13 protein-coding genes are annotated in these 17,268 nt (G+C 34.5%); 8 read left to right on the top strand and 5 right to left on the bottom strand.

Annotated elements, in window-relative coordinates:
* Nucleotides 1-121: 121 nt before the first annotated feature.
* The 4 genes from ACXGQW_RS08760 to ACXGQW_RS08775 form a co-directional block, all read right to left on the bottom strand.
* Nucleotides 122-1,069 carry a tRNA dihydrouridine synthase gene (locus ACXGQW_RS08760; RefSeq protein ID WP_457822024.1) on the bottom strand — a complete coding sequence of 316 codons (948 nt, stop codon included), beginning with the start codon at nt 1,067-1,069 and terminating at the stop codon, nt 122-124.
* Nucleotides 1,070-1,156: 87 nt separating this feature from the next.
* The gene (locus ACXGQW_RS08765) at nt 1,157-1,474 is read right to left on the bottom strand and encodes a hypothetical protein (protein ID WP_457822026.1); all 318 of its coding nucleotides are present in this window, start codon (nt 1,472-1,474) and stop codon (nt 1,157-1,159) included.
* A gap of 6 nt (nt 1,475-1,480) precedes the next feature.
* The gene (locus ACXGQW_RS08770) at nt 1,481-2,647 is read right to left on the bottom strand and encodes a tetrahydrodipicolinate N-succinyltransferase N-terminal domain-containing protein (RefSeq protein ID WP_457822028.1); all 1,167 of its coding nucleotides are present in this window, start codon (nt 2,645-2,647) and stop codon (nt 1,481-1,483) included.
* A gap of 74 nt (nt 2,648-2,721) precedes the next feature.
* Nucleotides 2,722-3,765, bottom strand: a complete 1,044-nt coding sequence (locus tag ACXGQW_RS08775) for a substrate-binding domain-containing protein (protein WP_457822030.1) — start codon at nt 3,763-3,765, stop codon at nt 2,722-2,724.
* Nucleotides 3,766-3,972: 207 nt separating this feature from the next.
* On the opposite strand from ACXGQW_RS08775, the gene ACXGQW_RS08780 reads away from it, so the two are divergent.
* Nucleotides 3,973-6,159 carry a glycoside hydrolase family 2 TIM barrel-domain containing protein gene (locus tag ACXGQW_RS08780; protein ID WP_457822032.1) on the top strand — a complete coding sequence of 729 codons (2,187 nt, stop codon included), beginning with the start codon at nt 3,973-3,975 and terminating at the stop codon, nt 6,157-6,159.
* Between the two features lie 41 nt (nt 6,160-6,200).
* The gene (locus ACXGQW_RS08785; RefSeq protein WP_457822034.1) at nt 6,201-8,672 is read left to right on the top strand and encodes a GH116 family glycosyl-hydrolase; all 2,472 of its coding nucleotides are present in this window, start codon (nt 6,201-6,203) and stop codon (nt 8,670-8,672) included.
* Between the two features lie 96 nt (nt 8,673-8,768).
* On the opposite strand, the gene ACXGQW_RS08790 is transcribed toward ACXGQW_RS08785, so the two are convergent.
* Nucleotides 8,769-9,155 carry a DUF2721 domain-containing protein gene (locus ACXGQW_RS08790; RefSeq protein ID WP_457822036.1) on the bottom strand — a complete coding sequence of 129 codons (387 nt, stop codon included), beginning with the start codon at nt 9,153-9,155 and terminating at the stop codon, nt 8,769-8,771.
* A 94-nt stretch (nt 9,156-9,249) separates the two neighbouring features.
* Here ACXGQW_RS08790 and ychF point away from each other — a divergent pair, with 94 nt between their 5' ends.
* The 6 genes from ychF (at nt 9,250) to ACXGQW_RS08820 (ending at nt 17,106) form a co-directional block, all read left to right on the top strand.
* The gene (gene ychF / locus ACXGQW_RS08795; protein WP_457822038.1) at nt 9,250-10,341 is read left to right on the top strand and encodes a redox-regulated ATPase YchF; all 1,092 of its coding nucleotides are present in this window, start codon (nt 9,250-9,252) and stop codon (nt 10,339-10,341) included.
* Nucleotides 10,342-10,449: 108 nt separating this feature from the next.
* The gene (locus ACXGQW_RS08800) at nt 10,450-10,902 is read left to right on the top strand and encodes a DUF1569 domain-containing protein (RefSeq protein WP_457822039.1); all 453 of its coding nucleotides are present in this window, start codon (nt 10,450-10,452) and stop codon (nt 10,900-10,902) included.
* Between the two features lie 81 nt (nt 10,903-10,983).
* The gene (locus ACXGQW_RS08805; RefSeq protein ID WP_457822041.1) at nt 10,984-11,889 is read left to right on the top strand and encodes a DMT family transporter; all 906 of its coding nucleotides are present in this window, start codon (nt 10,984-10,986) and stop codon (nt 11,887-11,889) included.
* 167 nt (nt 11,890-12,056) lie between these two features.
* The gene (locus ACXGQW_RS08810) at nt 12,057-13,910 is read left to right on the top strand and encodes a DNA topoisomerase IV subunit B (RefSeq protein WP_457822043.1); all 1,854 of its coding nucleotides are present in this window, start codon (nt 12,057-12,059) and stop codon (nt 13,908-13,910) included.
* 41 nt (nt 13,911-13,951) lie between these two features.
* Nucleotides 13,952-16,525 (top strand): DNA gyrase/topoisomerase IV subunit A, encoded by a 2,574-nt coding sequence (locus ACXGQW_RS08815; protein ID WP_457822045.1) that lies wholly within the window; start codon nt 13,952-13,954, stop codon nt 16,523-16,525.
* Nucleotides 16,526-16,605: 80 nt separating this feature from the next.
* A complete protein-coding gene (locus ACXGQW_RS08820) occupies nt 16,606-17,106 on the top strand; it encodes a hypothetical protein (protein ID WP_457822047.1) in 501 nt (166 codons plus the stop codon).
* The last annotated feature ends 162 nt before the right edge of the window (nt 17,107-17,268 follow it).

The raw sequence follows: 17,268 nt of genomic DNA on the forward strand, positions 1-17,268 counted from the left end.
GTTTTATTTATACTCCTATTTGTTTTTCGTGTAACTCCAAAATAAGTCTAAGGTGATGTTGCTCAGTAATTCTCTCCATGCTGAATTCATTTCAGTATTGTAGTATCTATTAAAGAAAAAATCATGACTGATTAGCAAAAATTTCGTTTACAGCGTTTTTGTATTTAAATTGGCTCCCTGCCTTTTTAATTGCTTTATACGTTTTTTGAGGATTATCGAAAGACTGAGCAAAGTATTCCCAAAAACCTAACATTTTCATTTTGATGGGTGTAGGGCCAGACAGCGCTTCATCATATTGCTGGTAAATGGTATCATGAAATTCTTTAAAAATTTGCCATCTGTTTTGGGGATATTCGGTTGTATCATTTTTAATCATACCAGGAAGAAATGGGTCAGAAATTAAGCCTCTACCAATCATCCAATGATCTATGCTTGGAAATCGATTTTGCAATTCTCTAAATGCTTCTACACTTGTAATATCTCCATTGTAATATAGCTTGTGAGGACTGTTTTCTACACATTTTTGAAAAGCCTCCAAATCTGTTCCACCTTTGTATAATTGTTTACCTACACGAGCGTGAATAGCTATATTTTTTAAAGGATATTTTTCTAGAATAGGGAAAACATCTAAAATTTCCGTAGGTTCATGATAGCCCATTCTCATTTTCATAGAAATCGTCACATCACTTTCGTGATGTGCTTTGTATAATACCTCATCTATTTTTTGAGGATTACAGATCATTCCAGAACCCATTCCCTGTTTAGTAACCATAGGGTAGGGGCATCCCAAATTCCAATTTAACTCCTTGTATCCAAGAGATTTGATGTAGTTTAGGGCAAATAAAAACTCATCAGGATTATTAGTCATCACTTGCGGAATCAAGTTGGGAACATCATTATTATCGGGATTTAAGTCCCTTTGATAATTATTTTTAATGACTAGCTTCCCGTTCATCTTAATGTAGGGAGCGTAAAAAGTATCAATTCCTCCAAAATATTGATGAAAAGCATTACGAAATCTAAAATCTGTAAAGCCTTGCAAGGGTGATGATAATAGTGTGATAGACATTGATGAAATTTTGTGCAAAAGTACTGAAAATAAAAACCACCCATTCTAAAAAGAATAGGTGGTTTAGTAAATTATAACGAAATAGGTTTAGTCACCGTTACCTATATCGTTGATGGAGTCTTGATTGTTTGCTTCTTCATTAAACTTTTTATCGCAATATCTATATAATAGATAGCAACTAGTTATTCCAAAAGGAATAAAAAGAATTCCAGCTACGTTGCTTGTAGTAGTTAGTGTTGTTAAGAATAATCCATCTATAATTCCCAAAAGAAACCCTCCTACCATGACACCTCCGTAATAAGAAAGAATACCAAAAATGGTGTATTTCCATTTTTGCTTATCGTAGTCCTCGGCTAGTGTATAAAACTTTTTACCGATAAAATAAAGTAGAAGTATTCCGAGCATTCAAACTTAATTTTTAACGTGCAGGGCTTCGTTTAACTCAATCGTTTTAGGGTTGGGTCTACAAGTTAAGTGTCCGTTGGTAGAATCTAACAAGAATAATAATTTATCCTTACCATTCAATTCAGCACCCTTTACAATGTTATCTCCTTCAGAAACAATATTTCCGTTGATATCTACGGGCTGTTTGTCTGCATTATAGAGCCAAACTTTAGCCGCAGCAGTTACATAAACACCCGCTGCAATAGTACATCCAAATCCTAAAGAAATACCAGTACCAGAGTTAGCACCTAACAAACATTTATCTCCAATAGAAATTACGTTTTTATTACCCCCGGATAGGGTTCCCATAATAGAAACTCCTCCACCTAAATCAGAATCATGACCTACCACAACTCCAGCAGAAACTCTACCTTCAATCATCGCATTACCTTTTGTTCCTGCGTTAAAGTTAATGTATCCAGCAGGCATCACTGTAGTACCTACGGCACAGTGCGCTCCCAAACGAACCTGAGATCCGCTAGCAATACGTACTCCATTTGGTACATGATAATTTACCATGTAAGGAAATTTATCAACATGAGAAACAATAATGTTTTCTCCTCTAAACGTGGCCTTAATTCTTTCAGCAGATAAATCTTCTGGTAAAATGGGTCCGTGATTGGTCCAAGCAATATTGTTTAATTTTCCAAATACACTTTCCAAAGATAAACCGTGTGGTAAAACGTGTAATTGAGACAAACACTGTAGTTTAAAGTATCCTTCTACAGCATCGTCAACTGCTTGGTCTTTATCAAATAAGAAATAAGCAACCACATCTACCTCTTGGTAAGTGTTGGTTGGAGCTGCAATGTTTTCTAATAATTGTTGAATTAAAACAATATTTGGGTGTTTTTCTATTTCTCCATGAAAAGCAGCAAAGTTGTCAAAAGCCTTTTGTAATTGCTCTTTAGAAACAGTAACAAATCCGTTTTTACCTCCTTTAAAATCTACCACATCTTGTAATAATGCAGCGGTACCAAAAGCAGTATTCCAGTTAATTGACGGAAAGTTTACATCCAAAACTTTGTCTCCCTTAGATCTACGGACTCCTAATCCAAATGCCAAAGGCCTTGTATATCCTTCTGTAGCTTCAACTTTAGCTACGTAAGCTTTAAAATTTTCTATAGTATTCATGATATTTGTTTTCAAAAAATAATGAGGCAAATATAGGGGATTTCATATCGCCATAAAAGTCAAGATAAACCTTGTTACAACAAATAATCTACATTTTCTTTCAAGACTATTTCTATAGGTAAATGGTAGTTTTTTTTAGGTTGATTTTTATGAACTAGGTAATTGAAAAGAAGTTTAACACCTTTATATCCTTGTTGATACGATTTTTGGCTAATTAGAAAATCTACAACATCGGTTTTCAAGTATTTTACATTTTCAGGTATAGTATCAAATCCACCTAGCTTGATATCTTGTCGATTGATAGTAACTATACTTCTGGCGATAGCACTTATTTTACTAGAAGGAACAAAAATTGCGTTTACCTTGGGATTATTATCCAAGTATGATGTTAATTGCTTGTTTAATTCTTGCGAGTTATCAATGTCTAGTACACTCACACGTTTGATATGAATTAGTTTTTCTGATTGATTGATAAAACTTTTAAGTCCTTCAATTCTATTGTTGATAGCCGTGTAATTAATAATGTTTTTTCTGATTTCTATAATGAGTATTTCAGAATTTTCTGGCAACACCCAGTTAAACAATTTTCCAGCTAAAAAACCAGCTTGCTCTGATTTTTCTCCCACGTAAGCTAAATTTTTTAAACCCTTAATTTTTGTATTGATAAAAAGATAGGGGATTTGATGGTTATCGAGTAAAGGGCTATATTCAATAGTCTCTTTGTTAAAAGCAGGAGCAATAAGCGCAGCACTAGGTGTACTATCTACCAGCTTTTTAAAAGAACGTACGTAAGAATCGGCATCAAACTGATCGTATTCAAAATTCTGAATTTGAATTCCTAAATCTTTAATCTCTTCCAAAGCATCTTTAATCCCAGATTTTGGAGTTTCCCAAAACTCAGTGTTGCTCTTAGTCTGAGGTAACAAGGTGGCTATTACAAATGTTTTTTTAGAAGCTAAAATACTGGCAACCGCATTTACGGTGTAATTGCTCTCCTCAATAATCTTCAAGACTTTTTTTCTAGTTGTTTCAGAAACACCAGATCTCTTATGGATAACTCTGTCCACGGTTCCTGTAGAAACGTTTGCTTTAATGGCGATGTCTTTAATGCTGCGCAATGGAAATAAGTTTTAATTCTTTCAAAAATAAACTAAATTTTTGAGGATAAAATGAATATTTCATTAACTTCGTGTGCGCACACGAAAAAAATATTAGCACAAAAGAATAAGTAATGGGTTTGTCATTTAAAAGGTTTCCATTGGAACTTTTAATAAGAGTGTGATAAACTGACGTATCATAAATTTTTAAGATAAAGACTTTTTAAGATGAAGAAATATATAATACTATTAGCACTGACTTTGAGTCCTCTTTTGATGGCATCTAATGGTTTGTCTAAAAATAGTAGAAATGAAGTAAGAGTTGATTCTATTATCAATCAGAATTGGATATTTAAAAAAGGTGACTTTCCAGAAGCCATTCGTAAAGATTTTGATGACTCTAGTTGGCAGAAAGTAAACGTTCCTCACAACTGGGGATGGGAAACTGCAGAAAAAGGAGATAAAAAATATTACAGAGGGCCAGGCTGGTATAGAAAAGTACTTAAGGCAAACCCCAATCCAAATAAGAGATATTTTTTGCGCTTTGAAGCTGTGGGTTACAAGGCAGAAGTCTACTTAAACGGAAAATTAGTAGGGAATCATTCGGGTGGTTTTGGAGCCTTTTGTTTTGAGATTACAGAATATCTTAGCTCTGGGAACGACATATTAGCGGTTAAAGCCTCTAATAAAATAGATAAAAGTATCGCTCCTTTGGGTGGTGACTTCAATATTTATGGGGGTATCTATCGTTCAGTACATTTGATAGAAACAGCCAAAGTGTGTTTTGCACTTACAGATTATGCAAGTTCGGGGGTAAAATGGCTTCAGACCAAGGTTACAAAAGAAAATGCCTTGCTGGATATTAGTACATGGATTGATAACGGATCAAAAGAAGGGTTGCCCTTTAATCATTATCCTCAGGAACTTAGTGAAGTGATAAAAGAAGGTTTATACGATATAGAAGCTTCCGTTTATAATCATCAAGGTGCATTGGTAAATACGGTAAAAAAACAAATTAATATATCTCCTAATTTGGTTATACCACATAAACTCAAATTAAATATTAAGAATCCGCATTTGTGGAATGGAACTTTCGATCCTTATTTATACAATGCTGTAATTTCTATTAAAAAAGGTGATGAAGTTATAGATGAAGTTCATCAAAAAATAGGATTGAGGTCTTTTAAAATTGATCCTGACAAAGGTTTTTTTCTAAATGAAAAACCTTATCGACTTAAAGGTGTTTCCAAACATCAAGATAGAAAGGGAAAAGGTTGGGCAGTTACCAATACGGATTTAGAGGAAGATATGGCCCTAATTACAGAAATGGGAGCTAATGCCTTGCGTTGTGCGCATTATCAACATAGTGATTACTTGATGGATTTATGTGATCAATACGGGATTTTGGTATGGTCAGAAATTCCTCAGGTGGGAGGTATAAAAGAAGCGAAAGTATTTATAGAGAATTCCAGAAATCAATGGTTGGAATTGATAAGACAGCAGATCAATCATCCGAGCGTATTTGCGTGGGGGTTGTTTAATGAGGTTCATGTTTCTAAAGAAGACCCGCACAGAAGTTTTGTAGATTTAGAAAATTTGGCATCTGTTGAAGATCCTACAAGACCAACAGTAGCAGCCACTAGCCATTATGCTTCGCCAACAATGAACAGGATTCCAGATATTTTGGGATGGAACAGGTATCCAGGGTGGTATGACCCAATTGAAGATTTGTATAATCCTAAACAATGGGACAAGTACAAACCCACTAGCCAGCACGGAGGTTTTTGCTTTAGTGAATATGGAGCAGGAGCAAATATTTTGCATCACGAGCAAAATCCATCTCAACCTGTGCCCAGAAGTTTTTGGCATCCAGAGGAGTGGCAAACTATTGTACACGAAGCAGCTTGGAAACGCTATAGCCAAACACCTTATATATGGGGGTCATTTGTTTGGAATATGTTTGATTTTAGTGCTGCGAAACGTAGGGAAGGTGGCAAAGAAGGGATCAACGACAAAGGTTTAATCACTTTTGATAGAAAAACAAAAAAAGATGCTTTTTACTTTTACAAAGCCAATTGGTCTAAAGAGCCAGTGTTGTATATCACAAGTAAACGACATAAAGTAAGAACAAATGCTAACACACCTGTTAAGGTATTTTGCAACATTGCTGATGAAGTAAAATTAAAAGTCAATGGGAAAACAATTAGTGTTTTAAAAGTGGATGCTTACAAAACTGTTGTGTGGAAAGATGTTGTCCTTAAAAAAGGAAAAAACAATATAGAGGTTTCGGTAAAAAAAGAGGGCAAAACTATTAAGAATAAGGTTGTTTGGGAATTGAATCCAAATGCCAGAACGCTGAAGCCACAAGAAACAGTAAAAGAGCGAATTAAAGGAGATGGTGGGTTTGGACAGTAATACTTCGTGTTTTCTAGTATATAGCAACAAAACAACTTAAAATGAAGGTAAACAAAAGTAGGATTTACATTGGCTTGTTAGCCCTAGGGTTGGCAATTACCTCTTGCCAAGAAAAAATTGAAAGATTTTCTTTTAAGAAACAAACAGATAAATTGGTGTTTAAAAATCAGGGAATTGTTTCTAAAGATATGGTCTTTAAAAAAATCCGTAAGAAAGGCTTGTATATTGAGTCCGAGGATAAATACAAACTCTACAAAGGTCCCAATTACCTATTTAAAATGGAAGATACTATTGCTAAGGAAGCTCCCTCGGGAATGCGTTCTTCTATACCGCTCGGAGGTTTTGGTGCGGGTTCGGTAGAGTTACGGGCAGATGGTAGTTTTAAGAATTGGGATATTTACAACAATTCCCCAGCTACAGGAAATAAAAAAGTACAATTAAACGATGCTTTTTTGGCCTTGCAAGTTCAAAAAAATGGAGAAAGAGTCACAACTACTTTAAGAACACATCCACCTAAGAACTTACCTGCTGTAGATAAAATTGAATACTCAGGATCTTTTCCTGTTTCTAAGTTAGCGTTTGAAGATTCAAAACTAGGTGTAAACGCAAAATTGTATGCGTACTCGGTATTTAATATGAGAAATGCAGAGAAAGCAGCTGCTCCATGTGCTTTGTTTAGTTTGGAACTGACAAATCCAAGCGATGAAGTTATTGAAACTTCGTTTTTATTCAACTTACCGAATCACACCAAAGGAAAGTTTGGAGTTGATAATGGTTTGGTAATTACTAAAGAAGGGACTGAACCTACTAGTGGAAATATAAAAGTTGCAGCAAATGGAGCGGATGAGGTATTCTATACTTCAAATAATAGTTTGAATACCATTTGGAAAGAATTTGATGAAACAGGTGAGTTTAAAGATAATGCTAGTGAAAACGCTAAATACGGAGCTATCAGTGCTAAGGCTTCTTTAAATCCAGGAGAAACAAGAACAGTAACCATAGCGCTTGCATGGTACTTACCTAACAGACCTATAGCTTTTGAAACAGTTGGTAATTATTACACAAATGCGTACAAAAGCAGTAGTGATGTTATTGAGACTACCTTTGCAAACTTACCCACTATATGGGAAGATATTTTAGATTGGAATGCTACCTGTTTTGACAATACCTTACCTGATTGGTTGCAAGATGCCATGGTTAATAGTTTAGCAACCATCACAAAAACAGCTATTTGGACAAAAGATAATAGATTTAGACAATGGGAATCTTTCGCATGTCCTAACATCAATCCTATTCACATCGATTTTTCTAGAACGCTGCCTTACGATTTGTTTTATCCAGAATTTAAGAAGAGTATTATGGGAGCTCACGGTAGAGCACAAAGAGAGAATGGATACATTCCAGAAAAACTATGGACAAGAAGAACTAAAGATAAATTAGACATACCAAGTCCTGGACGTATTTTAGGGGATTGTAGTCCTTCATTTATTTTGAGTGTATACAGTAGTTACAAATGGGATCAAGACAAATCTTTTGTTGATGATATGTGGCCGCGTGTAAAAAATGCTACACTATGGCAAATTAACCGTAGTGAAAAGTATGGTTTGCCAAATCGTTTGGCAGCAACTTATGATTTATCTGGGTTTGGAAGGAAAGATTTGGTTTCTTACAATGGTTTTATGCATTTGGCTGCATTAAAAGCAGCATTAGAATTGGGTAAAGCATACAAAGATGCCGAGTTTGTAAAAACATGTGAGCAAATTATAATGACAGCAAGAAAAACGTTAAAAGACAAGTTGTGGACCGGTACTTATTTTAGAAACTGGTGGAATGTAAATCAACCAGAAAATGGAGACCTGCATGCAGATACGCAATATGGTCAGGTTTGGAGTTATTTATTAGGTTTGGGTAATTTAATGGAGCTTGAACTAATGAAACAACATTTAGAAACAGAGGTGAAAATAGCCGATACTCCTTATGGACTTCGCGTGTTATCAAATACCAAAGAAAATAGAGATCCAACGGGTTCTGATGTTACCAATACGGTATGGCAGGCAGGAAGCATTCACTGGTCTATTTTAAATTTGTATTTAGAAATGAACCCTAACGAGAGTTTGGAACAAGCCAAAAAAGTAATTACACACTGGAGTTCTAACATTAACGATCAGTGGGATTATGCCGATTTAACCACGACGTCAGACGGTTATCCTCACACAAATTCTCATTACGGAAGACAATTGATGTTATGGGGGCTGCCATTGGCATTGAGTGGTCAACAATATGATGCCAATGAAGGAGTTTTGTCCTTTTTACCAAAAATGAAACCACCATATAGATTGCCATTTTTCACACCTCACGCAAGTGGTGTGTTGGATGCAGTTGAGGGAGAGCCACTATTACTAAAATTAACCTCAGGAGAGTTAAAACTGGAAAGGATTATGGTCAATGGTCAGATTTTAACTGAAGGAGTTTCGCTAAAAAAAGGAGACGAATTAATACTGGATAGAGGATAGAATTTCTCTGAAATACCAGTTTTAATTAAAAAACACAGTCAAAATTATTTATAATTTAGACTGTGTTTTTCTGCGTTATATAATAATTCTAAGGAGTTATTTTAAGTTGCCCAATCTAATTTTTAAAGCGTTCATCGATACCAAAATTTCGATAAATAAAATTACCAAAGAAGAGGTCATACTAAGCAAACTAACAATAAATAAAGTATTGGCGGTATTGTTCATTTCCAAGTAAATAAAAAACATGGTAATAATACAACCAATAAAACTAAGAATTGCTAAGCCTTGCGTTGCAATGATTAAGTACAAACGTCTGCTTAATACACGTATTTCTATGGCAACATCTTTTTGGTGAGAAGATTGGTATTCTTCATGCAAATTTCTAATTAAAGAAGCAATGGCAAGATACCTCGCGTTGTAGGCCAACATGGTTAAAGAAATAGCAGGAAATAACAAGGCTGGAATATTTAAAGCAAGAGTCATATTCAAAGATTTTAAACACCCTAAAGTTACTTAATTTTAAAATGCTCAATAGAGATTATTATTTATCTTTGCCACTTCTTAAAACAAATAACTCATGAAAGCAGGTATTGTAGGATTGCCAAATGTTGGAAAATCAACCTTATTTAATTGTTTGTCTAATGCCAAAGCGCAAAGTGCCAACTTTCCGTTCTGTACTATCGAACCTAATATTGGGGTGGTCAATGTACCAGATCAAAGGTTAGAGAAGTTAGAAGAATTGGTAAATCCTGAAAAAGTAGTGCCTGCTACCGTAGAAATTGTTGATATTGCTGGATTGGTAAAAGGAGCAAGTAAAGGAGAGGGGCTAGGAAATCAATTTTTAGCCAACATTCGTGAGACTGATGCCATTTTACACGTACTGCGTTGTTTTGAAGATGATAATATTGTACACGTTGATGGTTCTGTGGATCCGATTAGAGACAAAGAGACCATTGATATAGAATTACAATTAAAAGATTTAGAGACAGTTGAAAAACGTTTAGAGAGAGTTAAAAAAGCAGCAAGAACAGGAGATAAAGAAGCGCAAGCAGAGTTAGAAGTTTTAAACAATGTTAAAGAAACTCTTGAAGCAGGAAAGTCTATACGTTCTCTTGAGTTTTCTGAAAAAGAAATTGTTTTTGTAAAACCTTTACAGTTTATTACCATCAAACCAGTATTATATGTTTGTAATGTGGATGAAGAGGCTGCAGTTACTGGAAATGATTTTGTAGAAAAAGTTAAAGAAGCTGTTGCACACGAAGATGCTCAAGTATTGGTATTGGCAGTTGGAACAGAAGCAGATATTAATGAACTGGAAGATTACGAAGAACGTCAAGAATTTTTGGCAGATGCAGGATTAGATGAGCCAGGAGCTGCCAAATTAATTCGCGCTGCCTATAAATTATTAAACCTACAAACTTACTTTACCGCAGGTGTAAAAGAAGTTAGAGCTTGGACTATTAACATTGGAGATACTGCCCCACAAGCTGCGGGCGTGATTCACACAGATTTTGAAAAAGGATTTATACGAGCTGAGGTAATTAAATATGATGACTACGTAGCTTTAGGAAGCGAGGCCAAAGTAAAGGAAGCCGGTAAGTTATCCGTTGAAGGTAAAGAATATATTGTACAAGACGGAGATATGATGAACTTTAGATTTAATGTGTAATAATGATTACCATAATTTTTTTTAAAGAGAGTCAGCCATGACTCTCTTTTTTATTTATAATGTATCTTTAAAACAAATTTAAAACAAATTTAAAACCAATTATTTAAGATGAAAAGTGCTTTTAATATTTCTGATACAACTGAAATCATCAATCGTATCGACCAGTTAACACCCAATAGTCAACCAATTTGGGGGAAAATGAACGCAACGCAAATGTTAGCTCATTGCAATGTTACTTACGAGTTTTGTTATGAAGATAAACATGCCAAACCTAAGGGGATTAAGAAATGGCTCCTGAAAACATTGGTGAAAAAAGCGGTGGTCAGCGATAAACCTTACAAGAAAAATGGGCAAACTGCACCAGAATTTATCATAGGAGATTCCCGAAATTTTGAAGATGAAAAGCAAAGATTAATTAGCTATATCAACAAAACTCAGGAGTTAGGAGAAGCCTATTTTGATGGAAAAGAATCTCATTCTTTTGGTGTGCTGACAAAAACGGAATGGAATAATATGTTTGTTAAACATTTAGACCATCATTTAACACAGTTCAACGTTTAAAACTAGCGTATTTGCCAGATAATAAGCTCTCTTAAGATTCGAAAACAATAAACTATCAGATTGCCTTTGTAATCTATTCTCATGAAAAAAATATCCCAAAACACTTTAGGAGTTTTCATAGCTCTGCTAGCCGTTTTTTTGTTTTCATCCAAAGCTATTATTGTAAAATTGGTCTATGAGTTTGAGGTCCCAACGATACATATATTACTTTTAAGAATGTCATTTGCTATTCCTTTTTATATAGGAATGCTGATTTTTAGAAACGACAGGAAAGCATCAAAAGTGACTAAAAGAGACTACGGTTGGCTTGTGCTGTTTGGAGTCATGGGCTATTATGTAGCTAGCTTTTTCGACTTTTATGGATTAAAATATTTATCGGCCAGCTTGGAGCGTATCATTTTATTTGTATACCCAACTTTGGTGGTAGTGATTGGGGCTATATTTCTAAAAACTAAAGTAACAAAAAAGCAGTTGTGGGCAATTGTAATTACTTATTTAGGAGTGTTTTTAACGTTTGCATCAGAATTACAAATCAATCAAGATCAATACTTGTTTTTAGGAGCAGGACTTATTTTTATGAGTGCGCTAACTTATGCTTGTTACTTAGTAGGGAGCGGTTGGTTAATCCCTAAATTTGGATCTTTGAGATTTACTTCTTTGGCCATGGTGGTAGCCTGTACTTCGGTGTTTTTACATTATATGATTACCGATAGAACTTCCGTTTTAACCTATCCTAAAGAAGTGTATTTGTACTGTATGACCATGGCTTTTTTCTGTACAGTACTACCCTCTTACTTGGTGTCATTTGCTATTCAAAAGTTGGGAGCTTCAAAATTTTCTATTATTGGAAGCATAGGACCTGTTTTTACTATTTTATTAGCTTTTATTGTATTGGGGGAGCGCATTACTTTAGTTCAATCTATTGGGGTTGTCATTGTAATTGTAGGAGTTAGAATTGTATCGAAAAAAGAAAAAAACGAGTCGTAATTATCACAATTTAACGAACGCTTTTAAAAGCTTCTTTTGGGTGTTTTTCTTTAGTCCAAAAACTGCGAAAACCCGTTTAAAACATGTTGATAATTAGTTAACTTTGCTGCTTGTATTCGTTGCATAAAGCTTTAAATTTAACTGAACCAAAACAACCTAATCCTTTTATGAGCCAAGAAACCAAGTATACAGAAGACAATATTAAATCTTTAGACTGGAAAGAGCATATTCGTATGCGACCTGGTATGTATATTGGTAAGTTAGGTGATGGTACTTCGCAAGACGATGGTATTTATATTTTAATTAAAGAAGTGATTGACAACTCTATTGATGAGTTTGTGATGGGAGCTGGAAAAAAAATAGAGATATCAGTCAAAGACGATCTTGTAAAAATTAGAGATTACGGACGCGGGGTTCCTCTAGGGAAATTGGTAGATGTAGTCTCTAAAATGAACACAGGGGGGAAGTACGATTCTAGGGCCTTTAAAAAATCGGTAGGTTTAAACGGAGTTGGTACAAAAGCAGTAAACGCATTGTCTAGTCACTTCTCCATTCAGTCCATCAGAGATGGACAAACGATTACGGCTGAGTTTGAAAAAGGTGAGCTCATCAATAAAACAGATTTAGAAGAGACTACTGCGAGAAGAGGAACAAGAGTTCTCTTTAATCCTGATCCAGCTATTTTTGTAAACTACAAATACCGTAGTGAATACGTAGTGAAAATGATTAAAAACTACGTGTATCTAAATCCAGGTTTAACGATTGTTTTTAATGGAGAAAAATATTACTCAGAGAACGGATTAAAAGATTTATTAGAAGAGAATATACACGAAGATACCATGTCTTACCCTATTATTCATTTAAAGGGTGACGATATAGAAATTGCGATTACACATAGTAAAACACAATATAGCGAAGAATACCATTCTTTTGTAAATGGGCAGAACACTACGCAAGGGGGAACGCATCAAAATGCGTTTAGAGAAGCAGTAGTAAAAACAGTGAGAGAGTTTTTTGGGAAGAATTACGAAGCTTCTGATGTTCGAAAATCTATTGTTGGAGCTATTTCTATCAAAGTGATGGAACCAGTTTTTGAGAGTCAGACTAAAACCAAATTGGGGTCTACTGAAATGGGAGGAGAGTTACCCACCGTAAGAACTTATATCAACGATTTTATAAAAACCAATCTCGATAATTTTTTACATAAAAATCCAACAACTGCCGAAGCTATCCAACGTAAGGTAATGCAGGCTGAGAAGGAACGTAAAGAATTGTCTGGAATACGAAAAATAGCGAGAGAGCGAGCGAAGAAAGCAAGTTTACACAACAAAAAATTGCGCGATTGTAGAATTCACTTAGCAGATGCCAAAAAAGAAGGACATTTAGAAACTTCGTTATTCATTACTGAGGGAGATTCTGCAAGTGGTTCTATCACAAAATCTAGAAATGTAAATACGCAAGCCGTATTTAGCTTGAAAGGAAAGCCGTTAAATTGTTATGGTTTAACAAAAAAAATAGTTTACGAAAACGAAGAATTTAACTTATTACAGGCCGCTTTAAATATTGAGGATGGTATAGAAAATTTAAGATACAATAACGTAATTATTGCCACCGATGCAGATGTAGATGGTATGCATATACGTCTGTTGTTGATCACTTTCTTTTTGCAATTTTTTCCGGAGGTAATAAAAGAAGGGCATTTATATATTTTAGAAACTCCTCTATTTAGAGTGCGTAATAAAAAAGAAACTTTTTATTGTTATTCGGAAGAGGAGAAACAAACAGCCATCAATAAGTTAAAAGGAAAGCCAGAGATTACTCGATTTAAAGGTTTAGGAGAAATTTCTCCCGATGAATTCCAACATTTTATTGGAGACAACATTCGTTTAGATCCTGTAATGCTAGATAAAGAACAATCTATAGAGTCTATGTTAGAGTTTTATATGGGAAAAAACACCCCAGATAGACAAGAATTTATCATAGAAAATTTAAAGTACGAACTAGACGTTATCGAAGAGTAAAACGATTATCATCTATCTATAAAAAGCATTTTACCTAAAATATGCAAAACGACAACAATCATCCAGAAGAAAACGAATTTGATCATCACGAAGAGCCTCAAGAAACCATTACCAAGGTAACAGGTATGTATAAGGAGTGGTTTTTAGATTATGCTTCTTATGTAATTTTAGAACGTGCTGTACCTGCTATTGCTGATGGTTTTAAACCCGTGCAAAGACGTATCATGCAGTCTATGAAAGATTTGGATGACGGTCGTTACAATAAGGTGGCCAACTTGGTAGGTCATTGTATGCAGTATCACCCCCACGGTGATGCTTCTATTTCTGATGCCATGGTACAGATTGGTCAGAAAGAATTGCTGATTGACATGCAAGGGAACTGGGGGAACATACTTACCGGAGACCGTGCAGCTGCGGCCAGATACATTGAAGCACGTTTGTCTAAATTTGCTCTAGAGGTTGTTTTTAATCCTAAAACCACAAATTGGCAAGCTTCTTATGATGGTAGAAGAAAAGAACCCATTCATCTTCCAGTAAAGTTTCCAATGTTATTAGCCCAAGGAGGAGAAGGAATTGCAGTTGGGTTGTCTACCAAAATTTTGCCTCACAACTTTAACGAGTTAATTGATGCTTCTATTAAAATTTTAAAAGGGAGAAGTTTTACGTTATATCCAGATTTTTTGACTGGTGGAATTGCAGATGTAACTAATTATAATGATGGTAGACGTGGAGGTAAGGTAAGAGTGAGAGCCAAAGTATCTCAACAAGACAAAAAGACTTTGGTTGTTACTGAAATACCATACGGAACAACTACTTCTTCGTTAATTGAATCTATCATTAAGGCCAATGACAAAGGGAAAATTAAGATTAAGAAAATAGAAGATAATACGGCTAGAAATGTTGAGATTTTAATTCACTTGCCTACGGGAATTTCTCCTGATAAAACCATAGATGCTTTATATGCATTTACCAATTGCGAAATTTCAATATCTCCCCTGTGTTGTGTAATTCAAGATCACAAACCAGTGTTTGTTGGAGTATCAGATATTTTAAAAATATCTACGAATAATACCCTTCATCTTCTAAAAAGAGAATTAGAAATTCAATTAGGAGAGTTAGAGGAACAATGGCATTTTGCTTCTTTAGAAAGGATTTTTATCGAGAATAGAATTTATCGCGATATTGAAGAAGAGAGTACCTGGGAAGGAGTTATCGCTGCTATTGATAAAGGATTAAAACCACATACTACCCATTTAAAACGAGCCGTTACCGAAGAAGATATTACTCGCTTAACGGAAATAAGAATCAAGCGTATTTCCAAATTTGATATTGACAAAGCCAAACAGTTAATAGAGAGTTTAGAAGATAAAATAGCTGAGGTTAAAAATCATTTAGATAATTTAATTGATTTTGCGATTGACTACTTCAAAAATTTAAAAAGTAAATACGGTAAAGAAAAAACAAGATTAACCGAAATTAGAACTTTTGATGATATTGTAGCCACTAAAGTAGTGATGCGTAACGAAAAGTTATACGTTAACAGAGAAGAAGGTTTTGTAGGAACTTCTCTAAAAAGAGACGAATTTGTTGCAGATTGTGCGGATATTGATGATGTGATCGTATTCCGAAAAAACGGAACTATGATGGTGTCTAAAGTAGCACAAAAAACGTTTTTCGGGAAAGATATTTTACATGTAGCCATTTTTAAGAAAGGAGATAAACGTACTATTTACAATATGATGTATAGAGATGGTAGAAGTGGACCTAGCTATATGAAACGCTTTAACGTAACTTCTGTCACAAGAGATAGAGAATACGATTTAACTGCGGGAACTAAAGGTTCGGTGGTTTGGTATTTTTCTGCCAACCCCAATGGGGAGGCTGAGCAAGTATCCATTGAGTTGAAAAGGTTGCCAGGCCTAAAAAAGACCAAGTGGGATGTTGATTTTGCCGATTTGTTAATTAAAGGGAGGTCTGTAAAAGGAAATTTGATTACCAAATATCCTGTTAAAAAAATAGAATTCAAATCAGCAGGTACTTCTACCTTAAAGCCTCGCAAAATTTGGTTTGACGATACCGTACAACGCTTGAATGTTGATGGAAGAGGGGAGCTTTTAGGAGAATTTACCTCCAATGATAAATTGTTAATAGCAACACAATCTGGTAAAATTAAAACCATGACTCCTGAACTAACTACTCATTTTGAAGATGATATGGTAGTGCTTGAGAAATGGATTTCTAATAAGCCAATCTCTGCTATTTATTATGAGGGGGAAAAAAGCAGATACTACGTAAAGCGTTTTGTTATAGATCAGCCAGATAAAGAGGAGACTTTTGTGAGCGATCACGATAAAACAAAACTAGAAATTATTTTAACAGATTATAGACCTAACGTGGAGGTTGTTTTTAGTAAAAGAAATTTAGAAAACATAGTAATTGATTTGGAAGATTTTATAGCTGTTAAAGGAATAAAAGCTCTAGGAAATCAGTTAACCGAAGATAGAATTAAAATGGTAAATAGGTTAGATCCTTTACCGTACGAAGAGTCTAAAGAGGAAATAATCAAGGAACAAGAAACTAGTATTGAAGGAGAAAATTCTCCAACATTGTTTTGAAAATTGATTTTTGATACCGATTGATTGTTTAATAGAAGTTAATTAATAAAAAAGATTAACTTTCATTAAAATTGACGTATATGAAATTGATTATCCAAACTTTTATTTTACTGACTTCAAGTATGCTTTTTTCTCAAACGCAAAAATTAAAACGAGAAGCATATCAGCTCAAACTTTTTATTGATGAAAATAAGTTTTACAAACAAGATATTAAAGAATCTTTTTATTTTGTTAAAGAAAAAGAACTTCAAATATTTTCTGGAGAAAAGATTTTTGTAGAAGTTGAGATTGAAAAAGGACTCATCAAATCAATGATAGTTGTAGATGAAAACTCAAATCCAGAAAAAACAATTGAGTTAGAACTCAAACAAACTGTAAAGAATAGAGTTCATAAACGAACCACGCTAGTGGTAAAAAACCCTCTTAATAGAGATTTAGATTATAATGCCATAATGGCCATTTTTGGAGTGAAAAAATGGATTAATACGAACGTTTTACCTGTTAAAGCAGGGATTTCTTCGTATGAAACTTGGCCAGATCTGATAATAACTTTGGTACTAAAAGATTGGAAGCTTAGATAATCGTTTAAAAGCAAGTACAGCTTTAATCAAAAACTATCAAGTCTTAAAGTTGTGTAGATAAATTTTACGTTTATATTAAAATCATAAATGCTTCATAAAATCCCACCCAAACAAATCTGATTTATTTGAATTGAGCTGCTTTGGTATACAAGGTGTTCGAGC

This window comes from Wenyingzhuangia sp. IMCC45533 (assembly GCF_054111225.1).